This is a genomic window from Metabacillus dongyingensis (genome assembly GCF_019933155.2).
Taxonomy (GTDB): Bacteria; Bacillota; Bacilli; order Bacillales; family Bacillaceae; genus Bacillus_P; species Bacillus_P dongyingensis.
In genome coordinates this window covers 343,586-362,158 of sequence record NZ_OK052578.1, presented here as the reverse complement: position 1 = coordinate 362,158, position 18,573 = coordinate 343,586, and the positions used below count along the sequence as shown (strand labels likewise).

The 18,573-nt window shown below is 40.2% G+C and carries 17 protein-coding genes and 1 pseudogene; 1 reads left to right on the top strand and 17 read right to left on the bottom strand.

The features are described 5' to 3' along the window. Positions 1 to 128: 128 nt before the first annotated feature. The 7 genes and pseudogenes from K8L98_RS26495 to K8L98_RS26975 form a co-directional block, all read right to left on the bottom strand. Positions 129 to 950, bottom strand: a complete 822-nt coding sequence (locus K8L98_RS26495) for a carbohydrate ABC transporter permease (RefSeq protein WP_243551387.1) — start codon at positions 948 to 950, stop codon at positions 129 to 131. After that, entirely contained in the window at positions 947 to 1,927 is a 981-nt protein-coding gene (locus K8L98_RS26490) for a carbohydrate ABC transporter permease (RefSeq protein ID WP_243551385.1), read from the bottom strand. The genes K8L98_RS26495 and K8L98_RS26490 overlap by 4 nt, the downstream gene beginning before the upstream one ends. A gap of 66 nt (positions 1,928 to 1,993) precedes the next feature. Further along, complete coding sequence (locus K8L98_RS26485; RefSeq protein WP_243551383.1) at positions 1,994 to 3,271, bottom strand: ABC transporter substrate-binding protein; 1,278 nt, start codon at positions 3,269 to 3,271, stop codon at positions 1,994 to 1,996. A 155-nt stretch (positions 3,272 to 3,426) separates the two neighbouring features. After that, complete coding sequence (locus K8L98_RS26480) at positions 3,427 to 4,842, bottom strand: response regulator (protein WP_243551381.1); 1,416 nt, start codon at positions 4,840 to 4,842, stop codon at positions 3,427 to 3,429. After that, on the bottom strand, positions 4,823 to 6,271 hold the full coding sequence (locus K8L98_RS26475) for a sensor histidine kinase (protein WP_243551379.1): 1,449 nt from the start codon (positions 6,269 to 6,271) through the stop codon (positions 4,823 to 4,825). The genes K8L98_RS26480 and K8L98_RS26475 overlap by 20 nt, the downstream gene beginning before the upstream one ends. Beyond that, complete coding sequence (locus K8L98_RS26470; protein ID WP_243551377.1) at positions 6,252 to 7,253, bottom strand: sugar-binding protein; 1,002 nt, start codon at positions 7,251 to 7,253, stop codon at positions 6,252 to 6,254. The genes K8L98_RS26475 and K8L98_RS26470 overlap by 20 nt, the downstream gene beginning before the upstream one ends. 287 nt (positions 7,254 to 7,540) lie before the next feature. Continuing rightward, positions 7,541 to 7,654, bottom strand: a pseudogene (locus K8L98_RS26975) (MBL fold metallo-hydrolase); the annotation flags it as partial. Positions 7,655 to 7,858: 204 nt separating this feature from the next. On the opposite strand from K8L98_RS26975, the gene K8L98_RS26465 reads away from it, so the two are divergent. Further along, complete coding sequence (locus K8L98_RS26465) at positions 7,859 to 8,818, top strand: DUF3231 family protein (RefSeq protein ID WP_243551375.1); 960 nt, start codon at positions 7,859 to 7,861, stop codon at positions 8,816 to 8,818. 332 nt (positions 8,819 to 9,150) lie between these two features. On the opposite strand, the gene K8L98_RS26460 is transcribed toward K8L98_RS26465, so the two are convergent. From K8L98_RS26460 to msrA, 10 genes are all read right to left on the bottom strand, one after another. Beyond that, positions 9,151 to 9,747, bottom strand: a complete 597-nt coding sequence (locus tag K8L98_RS26460) for a CDP-alcohol phosphatidyltransferase family protein (protein ID WP_243551373.1) — start codon at positions 9,745 to 9,747, stop codon at positions 9,151 to 9,153. Between the two features lie 3 nt (positions 9,748 to 9,750). Beyond that, entirely contained in the window at positions 9,751 to 10,800 is a 1,050-nt protein-coding gene (locus K8L98_RS26455; RefSeq protein WP_243551371.1) for an ABC transporter ATP-binding protein, read from the bottom strand. Then, entirely contained in the window at positions 10,793 to 11,617 is an 825-nt protein-coding gene (locus K8L98_RS26450; protein ID WP_243551369.1) for an ABC transporter permease, read from the bottom strand. Before K8L98_RS26450 ends, K8L98_RS26455 begins: the two co-directional genes overlap by 8 nt. After that, a complete protein-coding gene (locus K8L98_RS26445) occupies positions 11,598 to 12,482 on the bottom strand; it encodes an ABC transporter permease (RefSeq protein ID WP_243551367.1) in 885 nt (294 codons plus the stop codon). The genes K8L98_RS26450 and K8L98_RS26445 overlap by 20 nt, the downstream gene beginning before the upstream one ends. After that, positions 12,463 to 13,740 (bottom strand): ABC transporter substrate-binding protein, encoded by a 1,278-nt coding sequence (locus K8L98_RS26440; RefSeq protein WP_243551365.1) that lies wholly within the window; start codon positions 13,738 to 13,740, stop codon positions 12,463 to 12,465. Before K8L98_RS26440 ends, K8L98_RS26445 begins: the two co-directional genes overlap by 20 nt. 20 nt (positions 13,741 to 13,760) lie before the next feature. Next, positions 13,761 to 15,191: a dihydrolipoyl dehydrogenase family protein gene (locus tag K8L98_RS26435; RefSeq protein WP_243551363.1), complete on the bottom strand. Its 1,431-nt coding sequence runs from the start codon at positions 15,189 to 15,191 to the stop codon at positions 13,761 to 13,763. Between the two features lie 18 nt (positions 15,192 to 15,209). Further along, a complete protein-coding gene (locus tag K8L98_RS26430) occupies positions 15,210 to 15,848 on the bottom strand; it encodes a TVP38/TMEM64 family protein (protein ID WP_243551361.1) in 639 nt (212 codons plus the stop codon). A 214-nt stretch (positions 15,849 to 16,062) separates the two neighbouring features. Further along, complete coding sequence (locus tag K8L98_RS26425) at positions 16,063 to 16,251, bottom strand: hypothetical protein (protein WP_243551359.1); 189 nt, start codon at positions 16,249 to 16,251, stop codon at positions 16,063 to 16,065. Between the two features lie 216 nt (positions 16,252 to 16,467). Then, on the bottom strand, positions 16,468 to 16,914 hold the full coding sequence (gene msrB / locus K8L98_RS26420) for a peptide-methionine (R)-S-oxide reductase MsrB (RefSeq protein ID WP_243551358.1): 447 nt from the start codon (positions 16,912 to 16,914) through the stop codon (positions 16,468 to 16,470). An 84-nt stretch (positions 16,915 to 16,998) separates the two neighbouring features. Then, positions 16,999 to 18,144, bottom strand: a complete 1,146-nt coding sequence (gene msrA, locus K8L98_RS26415; protein ID WP_243551356.1) for a peptide-methionine (S)-S-oxide reductase MsrA — start codon at positions 18,142 to 18,144, stop codon at positions 16,999 to 17,001. Between the last annotated feature and the right edge of the window lie 429 nt (positions 18,145 to 18,573).

The window sequence follows — 18,573 nt, the reverse complement described above, 5'->3', positions numbered from 1 at the left end:
TTAATTCACACCTCCAATTAGATTATTATTCAAAACAGCAGTGAAAAAGGTATTGCACCTCCCCCTATACCTTTGTGATTATTTAGAGATAACAGGCCTCCATTTGGCCCAGTCATCTTAAATACTTGTCACCCTTTTACTGATCCCGCAAGTAATCCCTTTACAAAAAACTTCCCTAAGAAAATATAGACTAATAGGGTCGGAAGGGCAGCGAGCAGTGCCCCAGCCATTTGTACATTCCATTGAACGATTTGGCTTCCTGATAAATTCTGAAGGGCGACCATAATAGGCTGTTGGCTTGAAGTTGTGATAGTCACGGCAAACAAGAACTCATTCCAGATGTTCGTAAACTGCCAGATGGCGACCACGACAAATCCAGTAATCGAAAGTGGAATCATGATATAACGGAAAATCCGAATAAACCCTGCTCCGTCAATCTTGGCTGATTCTATCATTTCATCTGGTATGCTAGCATAGAAGTTTCGGAACATAAGAGTAGTGATCGGGATCCCATAAACCACGTGCACAAAAACTAGTCCCGCGATGGTATTGTACAATCCAATTTCCCGCAGGAATTGAATCATTGGAATTAGGATGCTTTGGTAGGGAATAAACATCCCAAATAGAATTAACGTAAACACAGTGTCAGCGCCTTTGAACTTCCATTTGGATAAAATATAGCCATTCAAGGATCCCAAAAGCGCGGATAAAAGCGTGGCTGGAATGACGAGATAAAAAGAGTTCAATAGGTTCGGTGCAAGCTTAGTAAACGCAACCGAATAACTGCTGAAATCAAGTGTTTCAGGCAGCTTCCACATCTCTGTCAAGGTGACTTGGTCCAATGGCTTCAAACTTGTCACAATCATGACATAGACTGGCATCAGGAATAAAAGGCTGATTCCGACTAACATAAAATATAACAACGGTTTGGTAAAGGTTCTAATTGTCATTTGGATTCCCCCTTCCTGCTCGAGATCAGATAAGGAACAATAAAGATAGCTACCGAAATAAGCATAACGATGGCGATCGCTGCACCATTTGCATAATAGTTTCCTCGGAAGGTCGTCTCAAACATGTAAACACCGGGAACATCGGTGACAAAGTTTGCTCCTGAACCAGTCATTGCATATATCAGGTCAAATATTTTCAGCGATATATGGGCCATGATGATGACAACACTTACCGTAATGGGCCGAAGCAATGGAAGGATGATATTACGGTAAATTTGAAATTCCGTAGCACCGTCCATTCTCGCAGCCTCTCTAATCTCATCAGGAATTCCCCTAAGGCCTGCTAAATACATGGCAACCGAGAACCCTGTCATCTGCCATACTGCCGCAATGACTACAGCAATAATAGCGACAGGGATACCGAATTCGATTTTCCCCCACTTAAATCCGGCTAATATATTCGTATCGGTATACCATTTTGAATCAAGCCCGATTTTTGTCAAAAAGAGGTTAACTCCTGTCGAAGGATTCAACAACCATTGCCACACGACTCCTGTTACGACAAAAGATAATGCCATGGGGAAGAAAAAGATATTCCGGAAAAGCGATTCCCCCTTTATTTTTTGATCTAATAAAACCGCAAGGAACTGACCGATAATTATAATTGCCGCAATGAATAAGACGGTAAAAACAATAGTATTGCGCAAATCAGCCTGAAAACGGAAATCGTTAAATAAAAACTGATAGTTTTTGAATCCTGCAAATGAGAAATCCGGAACGAGAGAATTCCAATTACTGAGTGATACATAACCCGTCCAGCTGATGAATCCGTATACGAAGACCGTAATGAAAAGAATAGATGGCAAGATAAATGCAATGGCTAAAAGATGATCTTTCGTTAGCCTTTTCTTTCTTTTACTGTATAGTCCAATGGACGTTCCGGTCGTTTGTGTTTGTTTGATGATGGGCTGCTCCATCCCTCTGCCTCCTTTAATGAGAAAAAAGAAAAGAGGAAGCAAAAAATCTCATCCTCTTTTAGATGGTTATTTCAATTCAGAAGAAGCTGCTGTTAGGGTTTCCACAAACCCCTTCACATCTTTCTGTGTCACAAAAATATTGACCGCCTGATTGACCTTGGTCAGATAGCCCTCAGGTGCTGCTGAGCCATGGGCCAAGCTTGCAGCTAATTTTGCTTCTTTAAAATCTTCAATCGTATCCTTTCCATACTGATCATATTTAGAAACGTCTGCATCCGTACGGGCAGGAATCGAACCTTTTAACGGGTTAAAGGCGTCCTGGCCTTCCACAGAGCCTAATACAGCAAGGAATTTCTTTACATCTTCCGGATTCTTAACACCTTTTGGAAGCCCGAACGTATCAGTCACAACCATGAATTGCCCTTCTGTTTCAGGTGTTGTAATATATCCAAAGTCTTCATTGACTTTGAGCTTCAAGTCATTCACAAAGTAACCTTTTGCCCAGTCGCCCATGACATTCATAGCTGCTTCTCCATTTGCTACTAATTGGGAGGCATCTTGCCAGTTTCGTGAGCTATGATCTTCGTTGATGTATGAAAGCATTTTCTTGAACGTTTCAACAGCCTCGACTACTTTTTTGTCGTCAAGTGCAAGTTCACCATTCCAAAGTTTGGTGTATTCCTCGGCACCAAGCTTGCCTAACAATACCGTTTCAAATAAATGGGTAGCAGTCCAAGACTCTTTATCACCAAGCGCTAGCGGAGTGATACCCTTTGCTTTTAACTTATCTGCCACTTCAAAAAACTCGTCAAAAGTTGTCGGGGCTTGGAGACCATTTTCTTCAAATACCTTTTTGTTGTACCATAGAACATTTCCGCGATGAATATTAACAGGAACGGAGTAAATCTTTCCATCCTTGCTTACCATATCTATTAAATCTTGCGGAAACTTGTCCTTTAATCCTTCTTTTTCGTATAGATCATCGATCGGTTCCATTTTGTCCGCCTTTACCCAACCTTCATTCAACTCGGCTCCGCCATGGATCTGGAAGGTTGCAGGAGGATCGTTTCCTTGCATCCTGCTTGCCAGGACCGCTTTCGCATTCGTTCCTGCACCGCCGGCAACCGCTGCATTTTCAATCGGAACATCAGGGTATTTCTCTTCGAAAAGCTTAATTAGTGCTTTTAATCCATCTTCTTCACCGGCTCCGGTCCACCAGCTAAAGATTTCCATTTTCTCTGAATGCTTTTTATCTCCGCCATCCCCTGCGCTCTCTGATGAGCTGCAGGCAGAAAGAATCAAAGAAAACGCCAATAATATAGATAACCATATCCTCTTTTTCAAGCTTTATTCCCCCTTTGTTTAAATGAAAACGTTTACAGTTACATTATAAAAAAGATTCTAGCTAATATAGATAGAATCTTCTGCATTTTATTATGATTTTCTGTACTTTTTTGAGGTCTGAACCCCCTAACTTAAATACTCCGCTACCTTCTGCTTCAGTCACCAGAATGCTGCTTATTAAATTGCTTCGGCGAAATCAGGTAGTGTTTTTTAAATACCCTGCTAAAATAGTTTGGATCCTTGTAGCCAATCATGTGGCTTATCTCTTTCAAACTATATGTATTTTCATTTAATAATTGTCTTGCTTTGGCAAGTCGAGCCTCAGTGAGATAATCTATAAATGTCGTTTGGGATGTTTCCTTAAAAAGCTTTGTAAAATAGGTGGGACTTAGTTTTACATGATCAGCAACCTGTTCCAGGGTGATTGGTTCTTGGTAGTACAAATCAATATATTTTTTTGCTTTTTCAATTGGATTATTTGAATGATAAAACTCCAATACCTTCATACAGAGATTTTGTATAAATTCCTTCCATTCGACTTCTGTTTGCGGAAAAGAAAGTTGATGGAGCGATATCGAAATGCCTTCCATTACAAGCCTTTCTCTGATTTTTATATACAACTCGTTCTGTTCCATTTTTTCTAGAAGCTGTTGAACAATTGAAAGGGCTGATGGTATTTCCCCCTGAAAAACACAGAAAAATAATTCTTCTAATTCCTCAATTAACTCTTCTTTCTTAGCAAAAGGAAGACAATATAGAGTCCGGTTGTCTTTTTTCAATGCCCGAAGAGTTTGTAACGCCTCCTGATATGAATAGGGAAGTTGCTCCACTTTTGAATAAGGATAACCTATGCCGATCCAGATCCTTGTTGTGATAGCGGATACGATTTTCTTCGCTAAAACGAGCGCTTCCATCTTGGGATGCTCTTTTGTACTAATAAATAGGGTTACATACTTTTGGCCATAGTAAACAGTAATATACGGATACGGGGAATACCGTTTCAGCAACTGCAAAAATAAATCGTCAACCCCACAATCTCCTAGATCTGCGACAAAGAAAAAACCGCTTTGCATGTCCGGATACAGTTGCCTTTGCTGTGTCAGCAATTCCTCTCTCACATCATATTGCAGAATCTTTAAAAGGAAGTTTTCCTGAGCAAAATACATATACTCTTCTTTTTGGTGTGAGACTGCTCTCTCGTTTATTATTTCTTCACAGACTCTTGATATCGCTTCCATCGTTTCTTCTTTCTTTCCCGGCTTCAAGATATATTCTTTGACGCCCTCTTTCATTGCCTCTTTTGCATATTCAAAAGAATCATAAGCCGAAACCAAGATGAATTTGATTTCCACTTTCCTTTTCCGAATCTGGCGAATGGCCTCAATTCCATCAATCCCTGGCATTTTAATGTCCATTAACATAAAATCAGGTTGAAGAAGCTCTGCTAATTCAATTGCCTCCCTCCCGTTTGAAGCCTCTCCTGCCACTTTAATATCACTGAAATTTTTTTCTAGAAACATTCTCATAGCCTTACGTTCCAGCATTTCATCATCAGCGATCACTACGTTCATATAACTTCCCCTCCTTTGGCAACAGTAATTTTATAGATGTTCCTTTCCCAGGTGCTGATAAGATCTCTATAACATGGTCGTATCGATAAAACAGCTGAAGCCGTCGAATCACATTTATTAGACCGATACCTGTAGAATGACCTACGTGCGGAAGTTGATATTCACTGGATGAAAAGGTTAACAAAGAATTAATCTGTTCCCCTGACATCCCTGCGCCATTGTCCCTTATCTCTACAACTGTGTTCTGTTCCTCTTTATATACGTGAAGGGATATTTCCCCTCCTTCTTCTTTACCCTCCACCCCATGAATGAAGGAGTTTTCAACCAGGGGCTGTAAGGACAGTCTCGGGATTTCAATCTCTAAACAATGATCCTCTACATGCTTATGAAAGGTAATCCGATCGCCAAATCGGGTTTGCTGGATGTGAAAATAGTCGGTGACGGCATCTACCTCTGCCCTTAACAATACGGATTTTTTATTATCGCCTAAACTGTACCGTAATAAAGAAGAGACAGAATCTATCAAATGTGATGTATCTTCTGCATTTTCGAGATACGCCATCCTTGAAACCGTATTCAATGTATTAAATAGAAAGTGGGGATTAATCTGATTTTGCAGATGCTTTAGTTCCAATTCTTTAAACAACCTGTCAAGCTCTGATTTCTCTTCCATTTCAATGATGTGCTGACGGATATTGTCACGCATTGTATTAAACGTATTTCCGAGGAGCTTTAACTCATCATTGGATTCAATGTGAACGGGTTGACCATCAAACTTTCCAGCAGATATTTCATTGGCTGCTCTAGATAGGCTTTGAATCGGACGGTTAATGCCCTTTGAAAACCATATTGCAAAAGAAATGGCCAGTAAGACCGTAGTATTAAACAGAAAAAAGGTAAACCACTTGAATGATTCATTTCGCTGTTCCATTCCTGCAAAGAAAGATTGATAGTCTGTTAACTCTAAATCAATTAGAGACATAGTCGTCTCTTGTAAATAAGTTGAAGTCTTTCGTGCTTCTCTCAGATGTTTCGTATATTGGACAATGTCATCACGAATGACAAATCCGACCGTCATCTCACATTCTAATACAAAATTCTTGATGGTATTGATATATTTCTGGAGTTGGATGGGGTCTAGGCTATTTTTATTCGTCTCCAGTTCTATTATGCTATTTTCTAATAAATGGCGCACCTTATGAAACTCCTGAATGGAAGTTTGATTTTTCTCAACCACATAAGCATTGGTTTTTTCATATAGAAGATTTGAATTTTGCGAAATTTGATTCATTAATAAAAAACGTTCGAAACTTGCATCATACTCTAACAAGAAAGTTCGACTGCTAAAATAAATAGAAACAGACACTACATTAAATAAAACAACAAAGGCAAAAAATGAAAGGAGCAGCTTACTTCGTATGGTTTTCATATACAGTTCCCTTCTCATAGAAGTCTTGAATGTCGTTACGATGGATTACCCGAGTCAGGGTATGATGTAGTGTTTTACTTTCATCTCCAGTTTTTAACTGAAGCAATGCTTCAACTGATTGATATCCCATTTCATATGGGTATTGGACAACTGATGCATCTATAGAGCCTTCTTCCAATAGATGAAGTGTTTGCGGCAAAATATCAAAACCAATAATATACGTCCTCTGCTTTAATTTAAACTGATTGACCACTTGGGCAATCCCAGAACCATCAAGAGCACTAGTCCCATAAAAAGCATTTATATGAGGGTGCTTCTTCAATAAATCATATGTAGCTTGAAGTGCTCCGCTCTTTGTAATATTGGATACTTCAATATCAACCAGTTTTATACGGTTTTCCTTTTTAATTGCATCCTTGAACCCTTTTATACGAAGCTGTTGGTTCAAAGCATCCAATCTTCCGGTTACAATTCCAACATATTGATCTCCCTTTGTGTCGTCGATCATAGCGCTCCCTGCCTGTACTCCTGCCATATAATTATCTGAACCGACAAATGCCTTCCGCTCACTGTCAGCGACATCCGTATCAACAGTCACAATCTCTATCCCCCGTTCAAATGCTTTGTTTGTGAGCTGGTAAAAATACGAATGAGCAATCCCTTGAATGATGATTCCATCTACCTTACCAGTAATAGTCTTATCCATAAACTTTAACTGTTCAATGTTGTCAGCCTGTTTAGGGCCTAGATATTCCAAATAAACGTTGTATTTTTCAGCTGCATCTCTCGCTCCTTTTTCTATTATCCTCCAGTATTCATTGTCTATTTCTTCCGATATTAAAGCGAAATGATAGTCATATCGATGAGGTGGTTTTACCGGATCCTGTGCTTCAAATGTTTTTTTTCCGTAAATTAGCATAAAGAAGAGATTGATCATAAAAAGTAGAAATAAAAAAAGATAAAACCAACGTTTAAATTTCATTTCATCACCCAGTAAATATATTCATATTTTTTAATAATTTAAAACTATTAATTATTTTATAATACCTTCGTTAAACATTGCTATCTAAAGGCTTTACCAATTTAAATTCATTTAAATTCTGAAAATCTAATTATTATTCAATACAAAAAACTCTTCGCATTTTTTCAGAAAAGTCATAATGTTTCAATATCAATCACTCACTCATCTCTTCCATTCTTTTTAAATGTGCTCATGCGAAAGTCATGGGACTCTTTTTATCATTCTATTGAATTCACTCTCATATCGCAGAACCAACAGTCGATGAGAATTATATCTCTCTCATCTTGAAGAAGAATTGGTGTGACTATCTGTTTTTGTCCATTATAATCAAACTCAATCTCGAGAAGATGATAGTTATTTATACGTACCTCCTAATTCACTGGTTTTACATTAAGCTTAATACTATGTTTGAGAAGTGGAAATTAAAAGAATAAAATATTGTACTGAAGGTTCAATCCTTTACACGGAAACTCTATGTGTATTTAGGAAGAATTACTGATTCATGAATAATCAAGAATTTTATTGACAAACTTAATAAAGAAGTTGGATCTTTAGGGGGGATAAAAATGAACGTAAATGAATTAGGTTTCCTTTGGTACTTACAATCAAGTTCAAACATGATCAATTTATTATTAAAATATCTTAGTGAAACTTCTGAGGATACTGATTTAAGGAATATTTTAAATGAAATATATGAAATCTCTACATATCAAGAACAAGAGGCAACTCAATTATTGTCTGAAGAAGGTTATAAAGATACACCGTTCTTCAGGGAAGATGATATATATAGTTCAACAACAAAGCTATTTTCAGACCAATTAATTATAGAAATCTTAAAGCATATAACGAGTAATGGATTGCGAGCGCTTGCAGTTCAATATGTTGAATTAACAGATTATAAAGTTAAAAATTTTTATAAAAAACTACTCAATGATGTAATTCAAATAGACTTTTCTTTATTAAAATTGCTTAATGATAAAGATTTATTACAAAATAATTCCTTCTCTTACAAAAAAGCAGATGAAAGGGATGGGAAACTATTCAAAGTTGCATCAACTCAGAAACGGCCACTTAATGCGGTAGAATTGGCAAATATGTTCAGTTCCCTTCAATGTAACAATGTTGGAGTTGCTCTATGTATCGGTTTTTCTGAAGTTGCAGAGGATATGGACACAAAGAAATTTATACTAGAAGGGAAAAAGTTAGCATTTCATCAATCAGCCTCTTTATCCGATATCTATAGAGAAAATGGAATTCCAACTACAACCGGACTAGAGGCTCACGTTAATAAAGTACAGGAATCACCTTTTTCAGATAAATTAATGGCAAACTTAATAATGTTCCTCAATCCAGTAGGTATAAGCAATCTACAAAATGCAGTGGTATCCAGTTATAAAAAGGATCATATAGAATCTTTAAAGGAACTAATCAAGATGGTTGAAGACTACTCAGAGAAAGGGCTGAAGTTATTAATTAGGAAAAATTGGTTTAATGAACCACCTGTATCTAATTGGTCACATAAATAAAAACGGAGGCAGGTGCTAATCAAGTAACTTCTCGGCACTTATTGGCAGCATAGTAGAGAGAATTTCTGTTTAGCCGCAGAAAAGAAGTTTTAGCAAGTAATATCCTTTCGCGGAAAAAATATTTTTTTCTGAGATGTTCCTTACCATCTTAGAATTCTCTTGTTCACTAAAAGTAGCAATCCTTAGATCTGTAATTAGGAGTCTAACCTTTTACCAATTACATCTACTTCAATAAATGAAAGCTTGAAAATATTGTAAGAATAATTCACTAAGTTCGCAAACATAATGAGAACGTTCGGTAAAGTATTATTTCTTACTGATCGTTCTCATATTTAATCCACATAGTTATTTTGAAGCCACACATACACATCTCTAAGATGCTTAATTATGGTGATAAGGAGGAGCACAAAAAATAGCCATGCCAACTCATAGAGCGCACCTGGAAATAGCATCATCAAAGAAAAAAACAGAAACGCTTCCGTACGTTCCAAGATCCCAGGGTTATAATGGAACCCTTTTTCTCCTATATTGGTAATAACATTGCCCGTTACGAGAAACGCTGTAACCGTAATAAGAATGGCTGCTAAATCTAGAACAATCGGCAAATAAGCGTCAGGATGGACGAATAAAAGCGCAATAATCATTGTCCCTTCAACGACCCGATCGAACGTGACATCCAAAATATTTCCCCATTTAGAGGGCTTTGTCATTCTGGCAAGCGTGCCGTCCACAGCATCTAGATATCCTGATATCCAAAGGGTTAAAACGGAGGCTATGGGAAACCCCAGAATAAATAAAATCCCGCTTCCTACCCCCAACAACATAGCGATCCAAGAAATCGTATTGGCAGATAAACTGAAAGATTGGAATATTTTTGCGCCTTTATCAATTACTGGTTGAACGGTATGGCGCGCATAAGAATCCAGCACTTGTTACACCATCTCCTTTTGAAGACACCAAACATTTGGGATTGTCAGGCGAATTCCTGTTTCCATCCCTCGTTCATAAGCGGAAAAGCCAAGTTGCTTAATCACGACCATTTCTCCGCTTACACGGGCCTTCACTTCTGTATATTCTCCACGAAAAGCACTGCCCTCTATCGTGGCTTTAATCGGTGATGTTGAGTCCAGTTGGAGCCATTCCGATCGAAGAGCAATACGAACCGGACCATCCCGCACGTTTGCACAATTTGGATGGATCTCTAGATCACCCATAAACGTTGTCACCTTTGTTCCGCTTTTCATTCCGTCCACAACATTGTCAACTCCCATGAAATTCGCTACCCATTTGTTGGCTGGCTCGTAATAGATGTTTTCAAGTGTCCCCGACTGCTGTGCGATACCTTCTCTGAGAATTAAGAACTGATCTCCCAGTGTCAAGGCTTCTTCCCGATCATGTGTGACCATAATCATCGGAATATCCCACGTTCTCTTCATATCGCTTAGCCAGCGCCCCATTTGTTTGCGAAGCAAAGGATCCAGCTGACTGAAGGGTTCGTCCAGCAACAAAAGTTGCGGCTCGATGACAAGCGATCTTGCTAACGCCACACGCTGTTCTTGTCCGCCGGAAAGGGAAGATAACGGACGGTTATAAAATCCCTTCAAACCGACTTCATTCAGAATTTGTTCGGTTTTCATTTTGCGCTCCCGGGAAGGTAAACCTTTTAGTTTAAGTCCAATCTCCACATTCGCTCCGACCCCTAGAAAAGGAAGTAAATACGGTTTCTGAAAAATCATGGACAGATTCCTTTTTTCTGGAGGAAGATGTTGAATCGGTTTCCCTTCCATTAGGATACTTCCCTGGTTCGGGCTTAATATACCGGCAATAATCTGAAGCAGCGTTGATTTTCCACTGCCTGACGGTCCTAGTATCATAAGCAGCTTTCCTTTCTCAAGGGCAAAAGATTGCTTGGCCAGAGAAAAGGGCTTTTTTTGTTCGTATTGGAATGAAACATCGGTAATCTGAATAAATGGATCAGACATTTGGATCATTCGCCTCCTTCCCTTTGTAGAAATCCCTCTTCACTTCGATAGAGCTGAAAATGACAATGACGAGCGCAGGCAGGACAAACACCGTGCATAAGGCACCAATAAGCGAATAGTCGCCGCTCGTTAGCGTACTAAATAGCAACATCGGGAGCGTAATTAAATTGCCGCCTCCAATAAAAACGGTAAAGAGATATTGGCTCCAAGATATTAAAAAGCCAAACAAGAAGCTGAGCGTTAAAACCGAACGCAGCAGCGGCAGCTCGACCAGCCTGAACGTTTGCAATCTGCTCGCACCGAGTAAACGAACCTGCTTTTCGTATCCGATATCGTATCCGGCATAAAATGCGTACAACAAATAAATTGAGTAAGGAATAGCCGGAATCAAGTGTGACAACAGCACCCCAATCCATCTATCAGATAAGCCTAAATGAAGGAACAAAACATGAACGCCTATCGCAATGGAAATGCCGGGGAGCAATAGGGGAGCTATAAGCACAAACCGAATCGTTTTATTCCATCTTTTTACGTAAAGCCCCAATGCACGAGCGGCCGGATATGCAGCCACTTGAGACAGCAAACCAACAGCTAGAGCCAAACCCAAACTGTTTAAAAGAGCAGCCTTCACTTGCGAGTGCGCTGAAATTACATAATGCCAAGTTCGCAATGAAGGAATCGGAAGTAGGTTGGGGAATCTCCAATGCTCCGTGAATGACCAAACCGGAAGAAGTAGAAAAGGGAGAAAAATGAACATTATAAAAAGGGCAAGCATTACTGCGTAGCCTTTTTTTAATTTATTGCCGTTTCGCTGCATAGCCTCCCCCCCATTTTATATATAAAATAATTAGAATCATGCTTATTATCGTAATGATCGTATTGATGGCCATAGCCTCCGGCCGATATGTAAGATCCGGATTGAGATAGGCTTGATAAGCCAGTATTGGCAGTGTAGGCATACTCACTGAACCTAATATGTAGGGAACTTCGAACGATCCGAACGTATAGGCAAACACGATAATCGATGAAGACAGCAATGCAGGCAGCATGAAAGGAAACGTGACGAACCTCCATCTTTGCCATCGGTTTGCTCCGAGCAGTTGCAGCTGCTTTTCATAAGGAACCGTCCAGGACTTTAAAATACTAAGTATGGATACCGCAATAAATGGAACTTCCTTCCAAATATATTCCAGCACAATTCCAGTACCAAACTGATCGGTAACCCAAATCGGAAACTGGGAAGGCTGCTGAATGAATCCTGCCCAGTAAACTAAACGAGAAATCAATCCACTTTGTCCAAAGAGAATCAATATGGCAATTGCTCCTACAACATGCGGGACCGGCAGATTGAATTGCAACAAGAAATAAAGCCATCCACCTTTCCTAACATATTTCCGCAGCCAGAGGGCAAGAATAACCGCAATCAAAGCCGCAAGAACTGTTGCAACCAAGGATATCCCCAACGAAAAAATGAGTGAACGATAAAATACGACAGATTGAAATATTCCTATATATGCATGCAATGATAATGTTCTTTTCCCGATTAGAGGGAAGAAATCCAGGCTTTGAATACCACAAATGATAAGCCCTGCGATAAACGATCCGCCCACAATAAAAAGGGCAGGAAAGAGCATACCGGCCGTAATTAGCAGCCTTATAGGTTTACTTTTGGAATAAAACATGATTCTTCCAACCTTCTTCCAAAGCCGGTGTATAAGCAGACTGTATGTCGGGGAGCTTGTGCTTTAACAGCTCGTCCGCAGGTACGGCTGTTTCGCCGGTTTTAGACTTAAGCTCGTCGAAAAGCTTTTTGTATTCCCCATCCAATCTCGAAGGATCGATTCCAATGCCGTCTCCCCAGCCTTTCGTCGGATCAGCTTTTTCGTATTGCAATTTTGGATCAAGAATTAGATTGGCAACTACCATGGCAGCTGCTTTATGTTCGGCATTGTATGGAATCGCGACATTATGGTAATCGCCGATCGTTCCTGAATCGAACACGTATGGGCGTGCCGTCTTGGGTAATTTCCCTTTGCCAATTTCCGTCGCGATACCTCCGATGTCCTGTGTGAAAGCAAAGTCCACTTCGCTGTTATTGAAAAGTGTCGTTAGTTCAGCGACCGTTTTAGGATACGTTTCCCCATCTCTCCACAAGAACGGTTTTATCTCGTTTAAGTAATCCCAAGCTTTCGAAGCTTCTGTATGAAATTCTTGTTCGTTGAACGGTTTTGACAAATTTTCATGCCCTCCGCTCAATTCATAGAGCAATTGTTTGACAAAACGTGTACCCGTAAAGTCAGGAGGTGCAGCATAGGTAAATCGTCCGGGATTCTTCTTTACCCATGTTTTCAATTCTTGATAGTTGTGCGGCAGTTCGTCGGGTTGAATCCGTTTGGAATCAAACACGAATTGAAACTGCGCACTGCCCCATACCGATTCGTATCCTTCCGTTTCCAGACCGAAGTCCTTCGCGACAGCAGGATTATCATAGTCCACATATTTAGCATTCGGAAGTTGCGTTGCGAATGGGCCAAACAAAGCGTCTGCTTGCTTCAAGGTGGCAAAGTTCTCACCATTAATCCAAATTAAATCCATACTGCCGCCTTCGTTTTTGCCAGCTTGCTTCTCATTTAGTACCTTATTCACCGCTTCTGCGGTATCGCTGATTGGCACACGGCGCAGGGTAATATTGTACCGATCCTTCAGCCATGTTCCATATTTTTTATCCACAAATTCATTAATGGCATCGCTTCCGCCCCACATATACCAATTCACGGTTTGTCCCTTGGCTTCAGCCAGCACTTGATCCCAGCTGCTTGAAAGAAGCGTTTCGCCGGTAGCCTTTCCTTGATCGGCGGAATGTTTACCAGAACAGGCGGCTGTAATCAAGCTAACGATGCATAATAAGATAATACCTGCTGCAGAACGTTTGTATTTCAAAACCCCCGCCTCCTTCCATGTTATCGAAACCATTTTACATATGCTTTTAATAACCGCCCGGTAACGCCTTGAGAAAACTTATGCTGCCAATATTGATCAGCTGTTTTCCTTAAAGCTTCGGAATAGGTTGGATAAGGATGAACCACTTGCGATATATCGGGAAGCTTATGGCCGTAATGTTTTGCAAATACGGCTTGCTGCATCCATTCCCCCGCCCCATTCCCGACGGCATGTGCGCCAAAGATCTTTCCTTTACCATCTGTAATGACCTTAACGATGCCTTCTTTATGTCCGTCAGTAATAAATCGATCCACCTGATTTAAGGGTACTCTGTAAATGCTGATCTCATCGCCAACATACTTGCGGGCTTCCTGCTCCGTCATCCCCAAATGAAAGATTTCCGGTTCTGTATACGTTACCCATGGAACGTTGTCGTAGCTTACTTTTCGTTTTAAGTTGAAAACTGCATTTCCTACGACAATTTTCCCCTCCATCCCTGCAGCATGTGTAAACGGGAATGGTCTGATTACATCCCCGACAGCGTAAATATGTGGAATGCTGGTTTGCAATGTTTTCTTCGTCGCGATATGGTCTCGGTCCATTTCAATTCCGATACGCGAAAGTTCAAGACGATCAGTATTCGGCATTCGGCCGGCGGCAATCAATAGGGCGTCTGCCTCCAATTGAAGCTTTTCACCGTCTCTGTCTATATAAAGCCTTTTTCGTCCCTCAGGGATGGCTTCAACCTTGTTCACGGTCGCTTTTACCAGTAAAGTCATTTCTTTTTCCAAAGCAGCTCGTGCATAAGGAACGATTTCCTCGTCTTCATTGCTTAATATTTCCGGACCTCGATCGAGTACCGTTACTTTGGCACCCAGGCGAGCGAAAGCTTGACCCAATTCCAAGCCGACTGGCCCAGCACCAATGACAACAAGGCTTTTCGGCAAAGCTCTCATATCAAATACACTTTCATTGGTTAAAAAATCTACGTCTTGCAAACCATCGATAGGGGGAATAGCTGGTCTGGAACCTGTAGCAATGACAATCCGTTTACCATAAATAACTTCGTTCCCATTAATTTCGATATGATGAGTGTCCCGGAATTGACCGTGTCCGTGATACACGTCCACCCCCATGGAGCGAAACCGTTCCGAGCTGTCGTGATGTTGAATGGCAGCTTTGGCTGCCTGGACTCTTTGGAAAGCTTCATGGTAATCCGCTTTCCCTTTTAGCTCCAAACCAAATGCTTTTGCAGCTTTCCTTGCCGTATGGAGCTCCTTAGCCGCGGCAATCAGCGCTTTGGAAGGAACACACCCGGTATGCAAACAGTCTCCTCCAGGTTCAGGCTCTTTTTCTATTAATGCAACCTTTACCCCAAAGGCGACTGCTCCTGCGGCTACGGTTAGCCCTCCCGATCCGCCGCCAATGACAACAATATCATAGCTTTTCAAAGTAAGCGTTCCTTCCGTTTATGAATTTTTAACCATTCGTTTCTTAAGAAATAAAGGGATCAGTGTGACAAGGATAAACACGGCCGCTGCAATGATCACGTATAGCGTCTTTCCTTGAAAAAAACTGGAACCGAGAAAATTATATGCAAACGTACCAGGAATGATTCCCAAGAGTGTACCGAACAGAAATGCCCAAAACTTCACTTTCGAAATACCTGCCGCGTAGCTGACAAGATCAAAGGGGAATACGGGAATCAGTCGAAGCAGCAAAATATAGAGAAAGCCCTTCTCACGTAATTGTGTTTCAAGCTTTCTCCATTTCTCCAGCCTTACACGGAACAGGTTTTCGCCTAAAGCTCGTGCTAACCCAAAAGATAGCACTGCGCCAAGCGTGGCGCCAATGATCGTGTAAATGGTTCCCCAAACCGGTCCAAAAGCCAATCCGCCTGCTAACGACATGATAGAGGCTGGGAACAGAATCAAAGGACGTATTGTGTAGATAAGAATAAACAATACGGGGGCAGCCCAGCCAAAGGATAAAATCCAACCCCTTATCTCTTCGGGAGCCAAATGCAAAACCTTTTGATTAAACCACACTAACCCCACTACTACTGCGATGCACAATAATGAATTGATCAGCCATGATTGTCGTTTCATTCTAATCTCCCCAAATGGTTTCTACTATTGTTTATTTATCAAATAAAGCAGTCAAATATAGAACTTTGACTGCTGTTTATGTCTTGCATATTATTTTTGTTTCAGGACTTGCAGCATTGCAGCTACAACACTATTATGGTTGGATAAATGCGCCGCAGCCGTAAGAATTAACTTTCCGAAATTTTCAGCTTTTTTGAAGTTCTCTGGTACAGATTCATCCAGTCTGCCTTTCAACATATTGTAAAGGATGTTCGCGTTGTTCTTTAATCTGAGCGATCATGTTATCCCAATCAGGCATCTGCTCAAGCTGTTCTGCATTCCATTCTGTTGCTTTATTTCCATAGAAGAATAGTTCATGGTACTTTTGCGGAAGGGTTGTTGGCTGTGCTGCAAGATCAAACACTTGAAACTCAGTAACTCGAAGGACATGCCCTAAATGCAATAAAGGCTGGTGTTAAAACCTTCCATACGCTTGTCCTCAGAACATTTTGAAAGCAGGTCTAGAAATTTATCATGTTCAACATTATATAAGTGATATACAAAATCTCTTCTCATTTTTATATCTCCTCATGTTTACAGTTATATTTTAATCATGAAACTGTAAATAATCCTGCAGGTACTATTTTTTAAACAACTTCGTATAATCGCTATAACCATTTTCTTCAAGATTACTTTTCGGAATAAACTTCAAAGCCGCTGAATTAATGCAAAACCGCTGTTCATTTGGGTTTGGCCCATCATCGAACACATCGCCCAGGTAGGAATCAGCATTCCGGCTTTTGGCTACGGTTTTCCTAGAAAAAAATCCTTTTTCCTTTTTCAATACAACATTGTTTCCATCTATAGGCTTTGTAAAACTAGGCCAGCCCGTGCCTGCATCATATTTATCCTTTGAACTAAACAAAGGCTCGCCCGAAAGAATATCAACGTAAATACCTTCTTCTTCATTGTTCCAATATTCGTTATTAAACGGCAACTCATCTGCGCCCTTCTGAGTAACATTATATTGGAGTTTAGTCAGCGCCTTGAGTTTTTCTTCTTTGTTAAAATCATCACTTGTTTTCAATTCGCGACCCCCTCTAAAATTATCCAAATGATAACAATTATATTTTAACCATGAAACTGTAAATGATACTGCTGGTACTATTTATTAAACAGCTTTTAAATAATCACCATATCCACTTTCTTCAAGTTTATCTTTTGGAATAAACTTCAAAGCCGCTGAATTAATGCAGTACCGCAGTCCTGTTGGTTTCGGTCCGTCATTAAACACATCACCCAAGTAGGAATCAGCATTACGGCTTCTAGCAGTGGTTTTCGAAAAAAGGAACCCGCTTTCTTCTTTCAATACAACATAGTCTCCTTCGATAGGCTTTGTAAAACTAGGCCAGCCCGTACCTGAATCAAATTTATCCTTGGAGCTGAACAAAGGCTCGCCCGAAACAATATCTACGTAAATACCTTCTGCTTCATTATCCCAATATTCGTTTTTAAACGGCGTCTCATCTATGGCGTTCTGAGTTACGTTATATTGGAGTTCAGTCAGCGTCTTTAGCTTTTCTTCTTTGTTAAAATCGTCATAAGTTGCTTGGTTGACACTATTAGTTGCTTTTTTGTCACTAATTTTCACTTCGCGATCTTTCCCCCAAGCATCATCCAAAAATGCATCACGCCCGGATATAAGCTCACTTATTTGGTAGCTCAACGAACTTTTTTCATAATAATTTTGATGTTCAGACTCGGCTTTGTAAAACGTTGTTGCCGCATCGATTTTCGTTACAATCGGTTTATCAAACCGCTTGGAATCTTCTAACTCTTTTTCAGATGCTTCAGCAGCCTCTTTTTGTTCATTGTTTGTGAAAAAAATACCGGATTCATAAGGGGTGCCTTGATCACCAAATTGGCCGTTTGCATCTGTAGGATCGATGTTACGCCAGAAAGTCTGAAGCAACTCGTCATACGAAACAACATTAGGGTCATAATGCACTTCTACTGCTTCGACATGTCCCGTAGATCCGGAACCGACTTCATTATAGGTTGGATTTTTCTCGGTCCCTCCCGTGTAACCGGTATATACACTCTTAACCCCTTTAAGCGTTTCGAATGCCTCTTCCATATGCCAGAAACACCCGCCAGCAAAAATAGCAGTGTCAGTAGACGAATTCGAATTTTCACTAGTTATAGTACCTTGAGCCTTCGCTATGTCGGCTTGTTGATTCGAACCGAAGAAGGAAAATCCAGCAGATACTACTAGTGCACTTCCAATTAATATTAAAGCACTTTTTTTCAAATTCATTCCTAGTCAACTCCCTATCGGAAATGGTGGACGCTACTTAATGCCAAACACTAAATCACTCAGGTAAAATACGTTCGATCGAATTCGTTCAGCAAAACTGTATAAATCCTGATTACACAGAAGATGGTTTTTTCTTCTCGAATTGTATTATTCCGTTTGCGTTTTTGCTGGCTGTTCACCTCCTTTTCTTACAATTGCATATAAAAAAGTGACAACCGAATCCCGAATTTGTAATAATGTATTTATCAGGTTATTTAAACGCCAAGGCATGATTCATGGATTTAAAATTTCAGCAAATCTTGCTGTGCAAGAAACAAAGTTTCCCTGCCGTAAACGAATTTCATGGAGGAAGCAGTACGAAATTCACGAGTAAATCTTAAACACAAGTTCTGCTATCTCTATCGGTGGCATCAAAGTCAAAGGCACCAT